Raw genomic sequence first — 15,182 nt, forward strand, 5'->3', positions numbered from 1 at the left:
TAAAACAGAGCCAGACATCATGATTGCCAATCTCTTAGAGACATTCACAACACCGTCGCAAGCGGAGCAGCGTAACGTGCAAAGCTATCCGCGTTTCTTGAGCGCAGGTTCATAGATGCGCTGCGGTGGGATATGCAAGGTGCAGGTTTCCCCGATTTTCAGCATACCTTCCCGCTCAACCCAGGCTGTGACCCCGCGCTTGTTAATGGCCGCTTTGGGAAAGCCCATTCCCTTACCGGGATGTTTCTGCTCAATCAAAGATGCCGGATAACGGCAAGGCTCATTCTCCATATCACAGACAAGAGAAACACCATTCTCGAAAATCAGGCGGGAAGAAGGTGGAACCAGTGTGAAATCCGGAATACCCGACAGAACCAGATTGGCCCAGACCCATTCAGGCTCAATGCCGGGAATCTCAATCGTCGAGGCCACGCTTGCCATTTCTTCCTGAGAAACAATGGAAATCTGACGCGTGTTACGAATTTCCGTACCCACCGGATATTGCCTCTTCACCCTCACACAGGATGGACGGGTCAATCCACCATGCGCCTCTCCTTCAAAACCTGCATAGGTGACAGAGACTTCATCGATCCGGTCAACAGCAAAATCCTGTTCCCGGTCACGGTTGACCAGCAGACACTCAACTCGGCCTGTAATCGACGTCGGGCGTAAAATCACGAACTCAAATCCTTATGCTACACCAAAGGAACTCAGTATTGGCTCATGTGACTGAGCTTGCCCCCATACATCACTTTTAACGGCTAAACGAAAAAGGGGCGACCCGAAAGTCGCCCCTTCAATCATATATTATGACCATCTGTTACGGTCAGCGGACTATCAGGCAAATTCCCGCATATTCTCGAGCAGAAAGCGTGCCAGATATTCCGCAAAGGAATTCCGGACAAACAGCTTGAACTCAGGTTCATCACCGGTCTGGATGATGAGAACCTGTGCACGGGAATAAACGGTCTGTGCCGATTTTCCGACAGACCAGCACACCGGATCAATATCCAGCGGACAGCCCTTGTTCATCACCGTCCAGGCAGCTTCTCCTGAAAGGCTGAGCGTGGTGCGGTTATCTGACAGGTCCACAACGGAAACATGCTGATCGCCGAAAGCGGAAATCAGTGCACCCATGAGCGCTGCATCTTCTTCAGGAGCAACAATGCCCCATTCGTCTGGACCAAGCCAGACAGCGATGCGACGACCAGACCGGGACGTCGTATTCGGCTCAACCGGCAGATCAAGGCCAGTCGTACCCTGGAAAGCAGAGACAAATGCCGGATCATCGGCATTGCCACGTACGTTCAGCTGAACCAGGAACGCCTCTTCCCGAAGGCTGACCTTTGCAGATGAACCATTTTCCATCAGCGTCGTCAGATGGGCCAGTGGAGACCGCGGAGATGCGGCCGACAATGCTGCTGAATTAGCCATCTTTGCGCGCTCCTTCTTTGTCATAGAAGACCTGTCCGGTCACTTTGACAGCGTGATACTGACCACGAGACCAGGCGTAAAGGCGATCACCTTCCCGGTTGAAACCGTTCTTGCAGGTGGCAAGCGCGATGGAATGACCAAGCGCCGCACTCCAGTAAGACGAGGTCACGTGACCCAGCATCGGGATCGGCTTCGGTGCATTCGGATCTTCGATCACCTGCGCACCTTCGTCCAGAACCACTTTCGGATCTTCCGTCACAAGGCCAACCAGATGCTTACGGTCTGTCCGGGAGGTGTCCTCACGGGTATAAGACCGCTTGCCGATATAGTCTTTCTTGTTCGGAGAGACGATCCAGCTCATGCCCGCATCCTGCGGAGTGATGGTTCCGTCCGTATCCTGACCGGCGATGATGTAGCCTTTTTCCGCGCGCAGCACATGCATGGCTTCTGTGCCATACGGCGTAATGCCATGCGGCTTGCCAGCTTCCATCACAGCTTCCCACATGGCGAGGCCATAGCGGGTCGGAACGTTGATCTCGTAACCCAGTTCACCAGTAAACGAGATCCGGAAGACACGGGCAGCAACACCAGCCACTTCACGATCCTGAACACTCATGAACGGGAAGTTCTCAGTAGACCAGTCCTGTCCTGGAGCCAGAGCTTCCATCACCGCACGGGCTTTCGGGCCACCAACGGAAACCGTTGCCCACTGCTCGGTCACAGAGGTGAAGTAGACTTTCAGCTCAGGCCATTCTGTCTGGTGATACTCTTCCAGCCAGTCGAGAACACGAGCGGCACCGCCGGACGTGGTCGTCATGTGGAAGTGGTTCTCACCAAGGCGCGTGGTCACACCATCGTCGAAGATCATGCCGTCTTCACCGCACATTACACCATAGCGGCAACGACCGACGCCAAGCTTCAGCCAGGCATTGGTGTAGACGCGGTTGATGAATTCTGCGGCATCCGGACCCTGAATGTCGATCTTGCCCAGTGTCGAGGCGTCAAGGACACCAACACCATTGCGAACCGCCAGACATTCACGGTTGGTCGCGGCATGGATATCTTCGCCACCTTTCGGGAAATACCATGGGCGCTTCCACTGTCCCACATCCTCAAACTCAGCGCCGTTTTTCACATGCCAGGAATGAATGGAGGTGGTGCGGACCGGGTCGGACAGATCACCCAGCTCACGACCAGCCAACGCACCGAATGTAACCGGCGTGTAAGGCGGGCGGAATGTGGTGGTTCCGGTTTCCGGAATGGAGCGACCAACAGCTTCCGACAGGATTGCCAGGCCGTTGATGTTGCCGGTCTTGCCCTGATCGGTACCAAAGCCGGTCAGAGTGTAACGCTTCATATGCTCCACAGATTCGAAGCCTTCGCGAGCGGCCAGACGAATGTCGGCTGCCGTTGAATCGTTCTGGAAGTCGATGAAGTGTTTCTTCTTGGAACGGCCCACAGGGCTGTCCGTCGGGATCAGCCATGCAGCGGTTGGCAGGCCTGCATCGGTTTCTTCAGATGCCGGAGCACCAGCAGAAGATCCGTCGCCGAAACCTGCAACCTGGGCAGCTTCAGCACCAGCGGCATCACCGCCGGAGAGACAGGAACCCAGACCGAATTCACCATTTGCACCGCCAACAGACGCACATTTCTGAGCATAGAGAGCAGGTACGAAACCGGCTTTCTCGTCATCATAGCGCAGCTTGCCCTGAGACTGGCTGAACAGGTGAACAACCGGGCTCCAGCCGCCGGAAACCATCAGAAGGTCACAGGACAGGCTGATTTTGGAGCCGGAGACATCCTTGCCGTCAAAGGCCATCACTTCAACGCCGGTGACTTTCTTCTTGCCGTTGGTCGTGACAACGCCATAGCCGTCCATGATGCGGATGCCGGCAGCACGAGCCTGCTCAACAAAAGCACCGGTCGGATTCTTGCGGGTATCGACAATAGCGACGATCTCGGCACCAGCCGCCTTCATGTCCAATGCGGCTTCATAGGCGCCGTCATTGTTGGTGAAGACAACAGGCTTTTTACCAGCCAGTACGCCAAAACGATTGGCATAGGTCTGGGCACCGGAGGCAAGCATGACACCAGGACGGTCATTGTCGGCAAAAACCAGCGGACGCTCATGAGCACCGGTTGCCAGCACCACACGCTTGGCGCGGAAGTGCCAGACGCGCTGACGGACATTATCCGGAGATGACGCTTCGCTGGTATGATCCAGACGACGCTCAAGACCAATCAGATAGTTGTGGTCGAAATAGCCGAAGACCGTCGTGCGCTTCAGGACAATCACATTGTCCATTGCGTCCAGCTCTGCAGCAACCTCGGCCGCCCAGTCAGAACCGGCCTTGCCATCAACCGTACGGTTGACGTTCAGAAGGTAGCCGCCGAATTCCTGCTGCTCATCCGCGATAACCACGCGAGCACCGGTTTTGGCAGCAGCCAGGGCAGCCTGCAGACCGGAAGGTCCGGCCCCAACGACCAGCACGTCGCAGTGACGGTGGATATGGTCGTAATAATCGGGGTCCGGATCTTTCGGCGCCACGCCCCAGCCGGCAGCTCTCTGGATCGCAGGCTCAAGCACATTGTGCCAAAGCCATGGAGATCCAAACATGGTCTTGTAGTAGAACCCGGCAGCAAAGAACCGGTGGAAGACACCATTGATCGCCTGAACATCAAAGTTCACAGACGGCCAGCAGTTGACACTGGTTGCGACCAGGCCATTGAACAGCTCAATCTGTGTCGCCTTCGGGTTCGGTTCTGTCCGGTCACCGGTGCGAAGCTGAACCATTGCGTTCGGCTCTTCCGTACCGGCAGACATGATGCCGCGCGGACGGTGATACTTGAACGACCGGGCAACAAGATGCACACCATTGGCCAGAAGGGCTGATGCAAGCGTATCGCCTTCATACCCCTGATAGCTCTCACCGTTAAAGGTGAACGACAGGGATTTGGTCCGGTCGATACGACCGCCCTCTTCAATACGATATGACTGTGTCATCAGGCTTTCTCCTTCGCAGCCCGAAGCGCATCCAGGTCAGGACGCTCATCGTCAATCTTGTAAACCGCAAGGATCTCGTGGCTCACCGTGTCACGCACGGCATTGAACCAGCGACGGCAACCCTGGGCGTGCATCCAGCGTTCCTGATGCAGACCTTTTGTATTGGTCTTCATGAACAGGAAGTCGGCCCATTCCTTGTCATCCAGAGCTTCCGGGTCTTCCGGACGCGCGATGTGCGCCTCGTGACCATAGCGAAACTCGATTTCATCACGTTCCCCACACCAGGGGCATTTGATCAACAACATCGTTCAGCCCTCCTTAGTGAGCAACACCGGCAGCGCCGTGTTCGTCGATGAGGTAACCGGTTTCAAACCGGTCCAGTGTGAAGCCCTTGTTCAGCTCATGCGGCTCATCATTGGCAATCGTGTGGGCATAGACCCAGCCGGAACCCGGGATAGCCTTGAAGCCACCGGTACCCCAGCCGCCATTGATGTAGAGACCCTGAACCGGAAGCTTGGAAATGATGGCAGTCGCATCCGGGCAGGTATCAACAATACCGCCCCACGTCCGCATCATCTTCAGGCGTGAGAAGATCGGGAACATCTCAACAAGCGCGTTGATCTGGTGCTCAATGATGTGGAAGGAGCCACGCTGACCATAGGAGTTGAATGCATCGATACCGGCACCGATAACGAGCTCACCCTTGTCGGACTGGCTCACATAGACGTGCACGGCATTGGACATGACAACACATGGATGAACAGGCTTGATCGGCTCAGACACAAGTGCCTGAAGCGGGTGGCTCTCGACCGGCAGACGAATGCCAGCCATGTCAGCCAGAACAGACGAGTGACCAGCCACACAGATCGCAACCTTCTTGGCCTTGATCGTGCCCTTTGTGGTCTCAACGCCGGTAACCTTGCCGCCATCACGCAGGATATTGGTGACTTCACATCCCTGGATGATATCCACGCCGCGCTGGTCAGCACCACGGGCATAGCCCCACGCAACCGCATCGTGACGGCCAACACCACCGCGCCGCTGCAGGGTCGCACCCATAATCGGGTAACGCAGATCCTTGGACGTGTTGATGATCGGGCAGAATTCCTTGACCTGATCGGCATTCAGCCATTCGGCATCAATACCATTCAGGTTGTTGGCATTCACACGACGAACCGAGTCACGAACATCCTGAAGCGTATGCGCCAGGTTCATCACGCCGCGCTGGCTAAGCATGATGTTGTAGTTCAGGTCCCGGGACAGGCCTTCATAAAGCTGCAGGCTCTTCTCATAGAGATGAGCACTTTCATCCCAGAGATAGTTCGAGCGGATAATGGTGGTGTTACGGCCGGTATTACCGCCGCCAAGCCAGCCCTTTTCCAGAACCGCCACATTGGTGATTCCGTGCTCTTTAGCCAGATAGTAAGCCGTTGCAAGGCCATGCCCGCCGCCACCGATGATGACAACGTCATACTCGGATTTCGGCTCGGGGCTACGCCATTGACGCGGCCAGTTCTCGTGGTAGCTCAGCGCATTGCGCGCAAGCGAAAAGATCGAATAGCGCATTCTGTGTCCGCCCATTCAAGGAAGTATCGCGGACACTAGAGCCGATAATCAGTAAAATCGCTTCAATGAGCGCGACCATCAGGTGCCGCAAATGCGACATCAATGCACAAATCCGACATGAATACGGAGATTCAACCAAACAAGAGGAATTACTGCAGAGACCGACGCTCTTCACTCGGCGTCCGCTGGAAGTGTTCCCGATAGCACTTGGTGAAATGGGAGGCGGAAACGAAGCCACAGGATATTGCGATCTGCAGGATCGGCTGACTGGTCTGCCGCAGCAGAGATTGTGCTTGCTCCAGGCGGAGACGCAGATAATAGCGGGTTGGTGTACAGCCGAGATATTTCTGGAAAAGACGTTCCAGCTGACGGGACGACAGGCCCACAGTCGAAGCCAGTTGCGAGCAGCTCAATGGATCCTCAATAGAGTTCTCCATAATCTGCACCACATCCAGCAGCTTGCGATGAGTAATGCCCAACCGGGCGCGCAAATCGATTCTCTGCGCTTCCTCGCCTCGACGAATGGAATGGTGCAGACTCGATTCGGCAATAGCCATTGCCAGACGGTGACCATGCTGAATAGCAACAAACTGCAGCATCATATCCAGTGCAGCAGTTCCACCGGCGCAGGTATAGCGATTCCGGTCCACTTCATAGAGTTCGGACGAAACATCAATATCAGGGAACTCTTCCCGGAAGGAGTTGATGTTCTCCCAGTGGATGGTGCAGCGATAATCGTTCAGGAAGCCAGCCTTTGCCAGATAATAGCTGCCGGTACAGACCGAGCCGATGGACGACCCGCGCGAAAGCAGGAAGCGCAACTGTTTGGCCAGAGCCGGATGTGACTGGACACGTTCCACATTCACCCCTGCGCAGACGAGAACGAGGTCTGCACGCTCAATGTCCGCAACAGATCCATCCACATTGATGGACAGGCCATTGCTGGCCATTACCGGTTCGCCATCAACAGAATAGACGCCCCAGTCATAGAGTCGTTTTCCGGACAGACGATTGGCAATACGAAGCGGCTCGACCGACGATGAAAACGAAATCATCGTGTAATCAGTCAAGAGAACGAACGCGATAAACTGACGGTCCAGATCTTCGCTACTCTGCACTATAAAACCTCCGCGCTCAGCCCCGGAACGGGCTGGCGAGATATAACATTATGCGATCCGTGCACCCTCTGCCAAGAGATGTGGCACGGTGTCAAGACTGATCACTACCCTAAAAGCCTTTTGACGAAGTAAACTTATTCACTAAGCGACATAAAAAGTCGACCTCAATAACAACGAGAATTGCGATCAACCACTGGCGCGGTTACGCTGACTTCAATCAGCCTTCCCATTCCGCGATCAGGCGGGATAAGACATTCAGGAGAGAATTTTCATGAAACTTGTGCGGTTTGGACCTCCGGGTGAAGAAAAACCGGGCCTGCTGGACGCGGACGGCGTCTTGCGCGACCTGTCTGGCATCATTCCAGATGTGGCGGGTGCTGTCCTGCTGGACGAAGAACTGCAACGCATCCGCGATCTGGATCACGCAGCACTGCCAGCCGTCGAGGGCTCTCCACGCCTTGGCCCGTGTATCGGTCAGGTTGGCAAAATCGCATGCATCGGTCTCAATTACTCCGACCATGCGGCAGAGACCGGCATGGAAGTTCCCCGTGAGCCCATCCTGTTCATGAAGGCCACATCTGCAATCACCGGTCCGGATGATGGCATTGAAATCCCGCGCACCTCAGAGAAGACAGACTGGGAAGTGGAACTTGCGGTCGTCATCGGCAAGCAGGCCAAATATGTCAGCGAAGACGACGCCATGTCTCATGTGGCGGGTTATTGCGTCATCAATGATGTGTCCGAGCGAGATTTCCAGGCCAAGCGCAAAGGACAGTGGGTCAAGGGTAAGTCAGCCGACACATTCGGCCCGCTGGGGCCCTGGTTTGTCACCCGCGACGAGATTGCCGACCCGCAGGACCTCAAACTGTGGTGCAGCGTCAATGGAGATATGCGTCAGGACGGCTCCACAAAAACCATGGTCTATGGCGTCAGCTTCCTCGTCTCCTACCTGTCTCAGTTCATGAGCCTGCAGCCAGGTGACATCATCGCCACAGGAACCCCTCCCGGTGTGGGCCTTGGCATGGACCCACAGACCTTCCTGAAACCTGGCGATGTGGTCGAACTCGGTGTCGAGGGTCTCGGAACACAGAGACAGGTTGTCAGAGCCGCAGAGTAATAGCGTAACAGGCTACAGATTCACATGGCCAGTAACAGCGATAGCACACTCAGCAACAGGCAGGCGCGGCGTATCGCGCTTGCCGCCCAGGGCTTTCTGCCCCAGCGCCGTTCTCTCAAACGGTTCGACAGGCGGCATCTGGATGACGTGTTCAAGCACACCGGCCTGCTGCAGATTGACTCTGTCAATGTTATCGACCGGGCTCACTATCTGACGCTCTTCGCCCGCCTCGGGGCCTATGACAAGAGCTTGATAGACAAAGCTGCCCATATACCGGGCAAACGTGACCACTATTTCGAATATTGGGGGCATGAAGCCTCTATCCTGCCCGTGGAGCTCCAGCCGCTGCTGCGATGGCGCATGGAACGGGCCCGGAATTTTCGTGGCCTCTGGCGCGGCATTGCAGACTTCGTGAAAGAGAACCCGCACAAGCTGAAAGCCGTTCTGGATGAATTACGGGACAACGGCCCGAGTGGTGTTTCAAACATCGGCAAGGATGAACAGCGGACATCACCCTGGTGGGGTTGGCATGACACCAAAATCGCTCTCGAGTTTCTGTTCTGGACCGGAGATATCACATCAGCCGGTCGTCATAATTTCGAGCGCATATATGACCTGCCCGAGCGAGCGCTCCCATCAGACATTCTCAACACGCCAACACCCGATGAGCCCGAGGCCCACCGGGCCCTCATGACAATCGCAGCCAGATGTCACGGGGTTGGCACAGAAAAAGACCTCCGTGACTATTTCAGACTGGACGCGGTGGATGGCAAGCGGGCCTGCCAGGAACTGGTCGAAGAAGGCACGCTTGTTCCCGTTCATGTGGAAGGCTGGTCCCATCACGCCTATCTGTACAAGGACGCACGTGTTCCGGCCCGCGCCAGATGCCGGGCCCTTCTCGCCCCCTTTGATTCGCTCATCTGGGAGCGCAGTCGTACGGAGCGGCTGTTCAACTTCTTCTACCGTTTGGAAATCTATACGCCCGAACCAAAACGGCAATATGGCTATTACGTCCTGCCTTTCCTGTTGAACGACAGTCTGGTCGCACGAACAGACCTCAAAGCCAACCGTCAGGACAGCATCCTTGAGGTTCGTGCCACCCATAGCGAGAAAGGAATCGACCAATCAGTTGTTGTTCCGGCCCTTGCGGAAGAGCTTTCTCTGATGGCCAGCTGGCTGGGGCTTGACGCCATTCGAATTCACGAGAAAGGCGACCTGAGCACCGCTCTCTCAAAGGAAATTCACACCTGAAATCAAGCCTCTGGCAAGCCGTGCGGATTCAAATACGCAATCCCTTTAACATCAAGGCGCAAACGGAATCAGCACTTTAACTGATGGAAAATTCTGATTTTAAATCAGGATGATAAAACCAATTCCGAATTCTACCTCTCAGCCTCATTCATGAATGCCCGACCTGCTGATGAACCATCTGACGAGTACCCTTTTCCTGCACAAAGGGCAGAAGAGGCGTCAGGTTTGCGACCGCATCCAGCAACGCTTCCGTATTGTGCCCTTCACAGACCAGAAGTGCAGCAGCCTGGGCACTGAACCGGTCATCCCTGCGGATACACTGGATGACCCGCAACAAATGCCGCTCATGGTCGGTCACTTTGTGGCGGCAACACTTGCAATTGGGATTGTTAAAATGAAACCCGGTTCTGCGTGCTGTTCTCATGCGACTGAGCACGGCCATAACAGACATCCCAATGGCAGGACCGAATGTGTCACCGAAGAGGTGACACGCCTGCTCAAAAGCCACCTCCCAGTGCGGATGCTCCCGGTCGGCATAGGCCGTGCAAAAAATTCGGGCGACCTTCAGAAGATTTGTCTCAATCTCATCAAGCCTGGCTTCCTTGACGGTGAAGTCTTCTGCTGAGCTCCACTGCATGCGGCGTCGGTTGGTCATAGTCAGTTATCCGTTTGCAGCAGGCAGCTGCGGCCAGTGTAAAAAAGCGATAGAAGGAAGTCGGCATAATGAAACCGACTTCCTACGGGTCAGTTCTTCGCGTCTATGAATGAAAGCTAACTTGCGAGGAGACCGTCAGCCTCAACCTGTTCCCAGAGCCTCTTGAAAACCCTCTTCGCCTTGCCGCGCTGTTTGACAGCTTTGGCCGCTTCAAGATTGTGAGCAACGCCATCACCTTTGACGATCACGAGTCCCACCATGCCGAGAGAAACATGCGGCGTGCACATGTACCCATAGATACCGGGCTTCTCGAACGTGACAGAAATCTCCTGATTGATCTTGCCCTTCCAAGGCTCAGCGCCTTCAGGGATCATGCCCTTGATCGATGCTGAATTATGCCCTCGATTGGTCGGCAGAAACGTCACGGTATCCCCTGCTTCAACAGTCTGGATAAGCGGGTAGAATACATTGCGCATTTTGCGATGATCCGGATGCTTGTTCAGCATCTGCACTTCGTGAACTGTTGGCGCAGCCAATGCGGGCCGGGCAATTGCCAGACTGGCCATACCGACAATCAAACTACGACGGTCAATCAAAAGGGTCATCGCGGACATCCTGTTGCGAGAGCAAAACAAACTGATTTGGTGAGTCAAAATCTTTCTTGACTTCAATAGTCAGCAATATCTAAAAACATGACTATACAAGTCAAGTTTTATTTCTCGCAATGGAAGGTGATTTTCGATGATGACCGCCCACCGCACTCCCGAACCGGTTCTGCTGGCTTATGAGCTGGAGGACACCGTCCGTTTCTATAAGGAGCAACTGGGCTTCTCGATTATCCATCAGGAAGACAGCGTTCTCGCCGAGAGAGATGACATGACAATCAGGCTGGGTGTTGTGAGCAAAGATGTGGACATATCCGGCATGACGGCCATTCTTCGCACGGACAATGTACGCGCGGTTCACACGGAATACAGAGCAACAGGCATCCCGTCTGTCACTAACCTGCTCACGACACGAAAGAAACCACTTCAGTTCTCGCTGAAGGATATCAACGGCAACTATCTTCTGTTTGTCGGGCCTCAGCCCGAACTGGCCATCCTGCCCGGCAGCCTGGCAGCCATCGCCCGTGACCGGCAATACGCATAGCCCTATAGTGCAAGACACCGCGATTGACACAAAGGAAGCCAGACAATGCCTCTCAATCCCCGGACCGAATCTGATTCCTTTGGGTCTCTGGAAATCCCCGCGAACATGTATTACGGCGCACAGACGGCCCGTTCTCTCATCAATTTTCCGATTGGTGGCGAGACCATGCCAAGACCACTGGTCCATGCACTCGGTATCATCAAGCAAGCCGCGGCCCGGACAAACCATGCTCAAGGTAAACTTGAAGCGACCATTGCCGATGCCATAGACGCCGCAGCGGCTGAGGTTGCATCAGGGAAGCTGGACGACCATTTCCCGCTTGTGGTCTGGCAGACAGGTTCAGGCACCCAGTCCAACATGAATGCCAATGAAGTGATTGCAAACCGGGCTATCGAACTGCTCAGCGGGGAGGTCGGTAGCAAAACACCTGTTCACCCAAACGACCACTGCAATATGAGCCAGTCGTCCAATGATACCTTCCCGACAGCAATGCATATTGCCGCCGCCCGAGAGGTGACCCACACCCTGATACCAGCTCTTGAACAGCTGAGACGGGCACTGGACGAAAAAGCCGCCCTCTGGTCACATATCATCAAGATAGGCCGTACCCACACCCAGGACGCCACGCCTCTGACGCTTGGCCAGGAGTTCAGCGGCTATGCAACCCAGGTTGAACAGGGGATAAAGCGAATTACGCTGGCACTGGATGGATTGTATGAGCTGGCCCAGGGTGGCACTGCTGTCGGCACCGGGCTCAACACCAAGGACGGTTTTGCCGAAGCCTTTGCAGCCGAGGTCGCGGACCTTACCGGGCTGCCTTTCCGAACGGCTCCCAACAAATTTGAAGCTCTGGCTGCTCATGATGCCTGTGTCTTTGCCCATGGAGCCTTGACCACAATCGCCAGTGCGCTGTTCAAGATAGCCAATGATATCCGCTTTCTGGGGTCCGGACCGCGCTCAGGCCTGGGAGAACTTTCCCTGCCGGAAAACGAACCCGGTTCCTCCATCATGCCGGGCAAGGTCAATCCGACCCAGTGCGAGGCAATGACCATGGTCTGCGCACAGGTTCATGGCAACCAGACAACCCTCTCCTTTGCAGGCAGTCAGGGGCACTTTGAGCTGAACGTGTTCAAGCCCGTCATGGGCTACGCGCTTCTGCAGTCTATCCGCCTTCTTGCAGATGCCTCGGTCAGTTTCGCAGACCGTTGCATCGCCGGGATTGAACCGAATGAAGAGAACATTGCGCGCCTGATGGAGCGATCCCTCATGCTCGTCACAGCTCTGGCTCCTGCTATTGGTTATGACAGGGCAACCGAGATTGCGAAATATGCTCACAAGAATGGAACCACACTCAAACAAGAAGCGCTGCGGCTCGGCTATGTCAGTGATGAGGACTTCGACCGTCTGGTCAAACCGGAACAGATGATCGGCCCCTCATGAGGTTCCAGAGCCCTATTGCGCAGTTATTTGACAGCAGCCGGATGCAGCTCCCTCAACCTTTGGGCTGGAGCGATCCGGAGCAATACAGTCAAATTCCCAAAATGCCTGGAGCCTACCTGCTGCTGTTGACCTTGAATGAGCCCACCACAATCCTGCGCCCGAAGGCGACAGAACTTCCCGCCGGTGATTATGTTTATGCAGGCAGCGCGAACGGGCCGGGAGGACTTCAGGCACGTCTGGGGCGTCATCTGCGACCAGACAAAAAAGCACGCTGGCACATCGACCATCTGAGCCTCAGGGCAGCAGCTCTTTACGGTGCCTGGTACACGGATCAGACAGAATGCCAGTTACGGGAAGCTCTACAGGCGACCGGACTGTTCCAGATCCCCTGCCCCGGCTTCGGAAGTTCGGATTGCAGAACCTGCCTGAGCCATCTCCTACGCTGGCAGTCCCGAGAACGTCCACTTTAAAGCGCCAGACCTTTAACATGAATTGGTAGCGCTGCTTTAAAGGTTAGTTTTTGCGCGAGCTTTTATCTGAAAAGTCTATCAACTTTTCAGAAGCACGCTGTAAAAAGGGCAGCTGAAAGCCACCCTTCTACAATTTGCAAATTTTCGATTTTAATCAGACACCCACAGCGTGAGGCGCTGACTTTTCACGTCGGGTCACCAGCTTGTTCAAGGCACTGACATAGGCCCGGGCAGAGGCAACCATGGTATCCGTATCAGCACTGCGGCCGGTGACCATCTTGCCGTCTTCTTCCAGACGCACAGATACATCAGCCTGCGCATCTGTCCCCTCGGTCACCGCATGCACCTGATAGAGTGACAGGGTTGCCTCATGCGGCATCAGGGCCTTGATCGCATTGAACGTGGCATCAACCGGCCCGTCACCGGATTCTTCCTTGGTCACATGATGACCATCCATATCCAGTGTGATGATGGCCTTCTGTGGCCCGCCTGTACCAGCAATCACGGTCAGTGCGATAACTTTCACCACCTCGCTGGCAGCTGAAACCTCATCTTCAACCAAAGCGTCAATGTCTTCATCGAAAATGTGTTTCTTCTTATCTGCCAGGTCCTTAAAGCGACGGAATGCATCTTCAAGTGCATTCTCACCCAGCTCATAACCCAGCTCAACCAACTTCTCGCGGAAGGCATGGCGACCGGAATGTTTGCCCATGACCAGAGAGGTGGATTTCACACCGACATCTTCAGGACGCATGATTTCATAGGTTTCGGCATTCTTCAGCATACCATCCTGATGAATACCACTCTCATGGGCAAAGGCGTTCTTGCCGACAATCGCCTTATTGTACTGAACCGGGAAGGCAGACACGGCAGAAACCAGTTTTGAGGCACGCATCAGGTATTGTGGATTAATACTGGTCTCGTAGGACAGACGATCGCCACGGGTACGGATTGCCATAACGATCTCTTCCAGAGCCGCATTACCGGCCCGTTCACCCAAACCGTTGATGGTACACTCGATCTGGCGGGCACCACCAGCAACGCCGGCCAGAGAATTGGCAACAGCAAGTCCCAGATCATCATGACAATGCACCGAGAAAACGGCTTTATCTGAATTCGGCACACGCTCTTTGACCATTGCAAACAGAGCCTGATATTCCTCCGGCACCATATAGCCGACTGTGTCCGGAATATTGATCGTGGTGGCACCGGCATTGATCGCCGCTTCCACACAGCGGCAGAGGAAGTCATGATCGGTCCGCGTGCCATCTTCCGGAGACCATTCCACATCGTCCACCAGACTACGAGCACGGCTCACGCTTTCGATGATTTTCTCGTAAACCGTCTCAGGCTCCATCTGCAGCTTGTATTTCATGTGCAGGGGGCTCGTGGAAATAAACGTATGAATACGTCCGCGCTCAGCATGCTTGACTGCTTCACCGGCTCGGTCGATATCACGGGACGCAGCACGCGCCAGACCTGCAACGGTGGCCCGCTTCACACGCTTGGCTATCTCGCTGACGGCCTCAAAATCTCCGTTTGATGCAGCAGGAAAACCGGCTTCGATAATATCAACGCCCATCTCATCCAGCAGTTCAGCAACCTGAATCTTTTCTTCAAGTGTCATTGATGCGCCCGGGGACTGCTCACCATCCCGCAAGGTGGTATCAAAAATCAGAACGCGGTCTTTTTCCTGAGAAACTGTCATGGGTCTTGTCCTTCGTCGGTCTGGCCGCCTCGCGCACGTTTTGGCATCAGCCAGACACTATAATCAATCTGGTTCGCTAATTCGTCATCCCCTAAGTGCTCGCCTCGCAAAAAGGCTGCCAGCGCTCAGGGGCACCTAAGAAGAAGGAGGTCTAGAAGAAGAGCAGAACGAAGAGCACCGCCAGCCGGGGCGGTGGCAGGAACACAGTTCGCAAAATGTTGCGCGGTCTGGGTCATCAGTCTTTCGTTCGTCAGCAGTACGCGCTTCGCG

General features: G+C 55.0%; 14 protein-coding genes. 5 read left to right on the top strand and 9 right to left on the bottom strand.

Going from position 1 to position 15,182, the window contains the following annotated elements:
• Positions 1-84: 84 nt before the first annotated feature.
• The 6 genes from RA157_RS02495 to RA157_RS02520 form a co-directional block, all read right to left on the bottom strand.
• Positions 85-678: an MOSC domain-containing protein gene (locus tag RA157_RS02495; protein ID WP_350334905.1), complete on the bottom strand. Its 594-nt coding sequence runs from the start codon at positions 676-678 to the stop codon at positions 85-87.
• Positions 679-837: 159 nt separating this feature from the next.
• Positions 838-1,434, bottom strand: a complete 597-nt coding sequence (locus RA157_RS02500) for a sarcosine oxidase subunit gamma (RefSeq protein ID WP_350334906.1) — start codon at positions 1,432-1,434, stop codon at positions 838-840.
• A complete protein-coding gene (locus RA157_RS02505) occupies positions 1,427-4,438 on the bottom strand; it encodes a sarcosine oxidase subunit alpha (protein WP_350334907.1) in 3,012 nt (1,003 codons plus the stop codon). The genes RA157_RS02500 and RA157_RS02505 overlap by 8 nt, the downstream gene beginning before the upstream one ends.
• Positions 4,438-4,743, bottom strand: a complete 306-nt coding sequence (locus RA157_RS02510) for a sarcosine oxidase subunit delta (protein WP_350334908.1) — start codon at positions 4,741-4,743, stop codon at positions 4,438-4,440. Before RA157_RS02510 ends, RA157_RS02505 begins: the two co-directional genes overlap by 1 nt.
• 13 nt (positions 4,744-4,756) lie before the next feature.
• A complete protein-coding gene (locus RA157_RS02515) occupies positions 4,757-6,004 on the bottom strand; it encodes a sarcosine oxidase subunit beta family protein (protein WP_350334909.1) in 1,248 nt (415 codons plus the stop codon).
• Between the two features lie 149 nt (positions 6,005-6,153).
• On the bottom strand, positions 6,154-7,122 hold the full coding sequence (locus tag RA157_RS02520; protein ID WP_350334910.1) for a GlxA family transcriptional regulator: 969 nt from the start codon (positions 7,120-7,122) through the stop codon (positions 6,154-6,156).
• Positions 7,123-7,393: 271 nt separating this feature from the next.
• Here RA157_RS02520 and RA157_RS02525 point away from each other — a divergent pair, with 271 nt between their 5' ends.
• Both RA157_RS02525 and RA157_RS02530 read left to right on the top strand, forming a co-directional pair.
• Positions 7,394-8,239 (top strand): fumarylacetoacetate hydrolase family protein, encoded by an 846-nt coding sequence (locus RA157_RS02525; RefSeq protein WP_350334911.1) that lies wholly within the window; start codon positions 7,394-7,396, stop codon positions 8,237-8,239.
• 24 nt (positions 8,240-8,263) lie between these two features.
• Positions 8,264-9,490, top strand: a complete 1,227-nt coding sequence (locus RA157_RS02530) for a winged helix-turn-helix domain-containing protein (RefSeq protein ID WP_350334912.1) — start codon at positions 8,264-8,266, stop codon at positions 9,488-9,490.
• Positions 9,491-9,638: 148 nt separating this feature from the next.
• On the opposite strand, the gene RA157_RS02535 is transcribed toward RA157_RS02530, so the two are convergent.
• Together RA157_RS02535 and RA157_RS02540 are read right to left on the bottom strand one after the other, a co-directional pair.
• Positions 9,639-10,145 (bottom strand): hypothetical protein, encoded by a 507-nt coding sequence (locus tag RA157_RS02535; RefSeq protein ID WP_350334913.1) that lies wholly within the window; start codon positions 10,143-10,145, stop codon positions 9,639-9,641.
• Positions 10,146-10,261: 116 nt separating this feature from the next.
• Positions 10,262-10,750 (bottom strand): pseudoazurin, encoded by a 489-nt coding sequence (locus RA157_RS02540; protein WP_350334914.1) that lies wholly within the window; start codon positions 10,748-10,750, stop codon positions 10,262-10,264.
• A 136-nt stretch (positions 10,751-10,886) separates the two neighbouring features.
• On the opposite strand from RA157_RS02540, the gene RA157_RS02545 reads away from it, so the two are divergent.
• From RA157_RS02545 to RA157_RS02555, 3 genes are all read left to right on the top strand, one after another.
• Positions 10,887-11,294 (top strand): VOC family protein, encoded by a 408-nt coding sequence (locus tag RA157_RS02545; RefSeq protein ID WP_350334915.1) that lies wholly within the window; start codon positions 10,887-10,889, stop codon positions 11,292-11,294.
• A 45-nt stretch (positions 11,295-11,339) separates the two neighbouring features.
• A complete protein-coding gene (fumC, locus tag RA157_RS02550; protein WP_350334916.1) occupies positions 11,340-12,734 on the top strand; it encodes a class II fumarate hydratase in 1,395 nt (464 codons plus the stop codon).
• A gap of 101 nt (positions 12,735-12,835) precedes the next feature.
• On the top strand, positions 12,836-13,204 hold the full coding sequence (locus tag RA157_RS02555) for a GIY-YIG nuclease family protein (protein WP_350334917.1): 369 nt from the start codon (positions 12,836-12,838) through the stop codon (positions 13,202-13,204).
• A 154-nt stretch (positions 13,205-13,358) separates the two neighbouring features.
• Here RA157_RS02555 and RA157_RS02560 read toward each other — a convergent pair whose 3' ends face one another.
• Positions 13,359-14,912 carry a 2-isopropylmalate synthase gene (locus tag RA157_RS02560; RefSeq protein ID WP_350334918.1) on the bottom strand — a complete coding sequence of 518 codons (1,554 nt, stop codon included), beginning with the start codon at positions 14,910-14,912 and terminating at the stop codon, positions 13,359-13,361.
• Positions 14,913-15,182 lie beyond the last annotated feature (270 nt).

The organism is Coralliovum pocilloporae (genome assembly GCF_030845175.1).
Classification (GTDB): Bacteria; Pseudomonadota; Alphaproteobacteria; order Rhizobiales; family Cohaesibacteraceae; genus Coralliovum; species Coralliovum pocilloporae.

What these genes read in the sequence shown, in the direction of transcription:
- RA157_RS02560 (WP_350334918.1), bottom strand. Translation starts at nt 14,912, where the DNA reads ATGACAGTTTCTCAGGAAAAAGACCGCGTTCTGATTTTTGATACCACC.
- RA157_RS02530 (WP_350334912.1), top strand. Translation starts at nt 8,264, where the DNA reads ATGGCCAGTAACAGCGATAGCACACTCAGCAACAGGCAGGCGCGGCGT.
- RA157_RS02500 (WP_350334906.1), bottom strand. Translation starts at nt 1,434, where the DNA reads ATGGCTAATTCAGCAGCATTGTCGGCCGCATCTCCGCGGTCTCCACTG.
- RA157_RS02515 (WP_350334909.1), bottom strand. Translation starts at nt 6,004, where the DNA reads ATGCGCTATTCGATCTTTTCGCTTGCGCGCAATGCGCTGAGCTACCAC.
- RA157_RS02510 (WP_350334908.1), bottom strand. Translation starts at nt 4,743, where the DNA reads ATGTTGTTGATCAAATGCCCCTGGTGTGGGGAACGTGATGAAATCGAG.
- RA157_RS02535 (WP_350334913.1), bottom strand. Translation starts at nt 10,145, where the DNA reads ATGACCAACCGACGCCGCATGCAGTGGAGCTCAGCAGAAGACTTCACC.
- RA157_RS02540 (WP_350334914.1), bottom strand. Translation starts at nt 10,750, where the DNA reads ATGACCCTTTTGATTGACCGTCGTAGTTTGATTGTCGGTATGGCCAGT.
- RA157_RS02545 (WP_350334915.1), top strand. Translation starts at nt 10,887, where the DNA reads ATGATGACCGCCCACCGCACTCCCGAACCGGTTCTGCTGGCTTATGAG.
- RA157_RS02525 (WP_350334911.1), top strand. Translation starts at nt 7,394, where the DNA reads ATGAAACTTGTGCGGTTTGGACCTCCGGGTGAAGAAAAACCGGGCCTG.
- fumC (WP_350334916.1), top strand. Translation starts at nt 11,340, where the DNA reads ATGCCTCTCAATCCCCGGACCGAATCTGATTCCTTTGGGTCTCTGGAA.
- RA157_RS02505 (WP_350334907.1), bottom strand. Translation starts at nt 4,438, where the DNA reads ATGACACAGTCATATCGTATTGAAGAGGGCGGTCGTATCGACCGGACC.
- RA157_RS02555 (WP_350334917.1), top strand. Translation starts at nt 12,836, where the DNA reads ATGCCTGGAGCCTACCTGCTGCTGTTGACCTTGAATGAGCCCACCACA.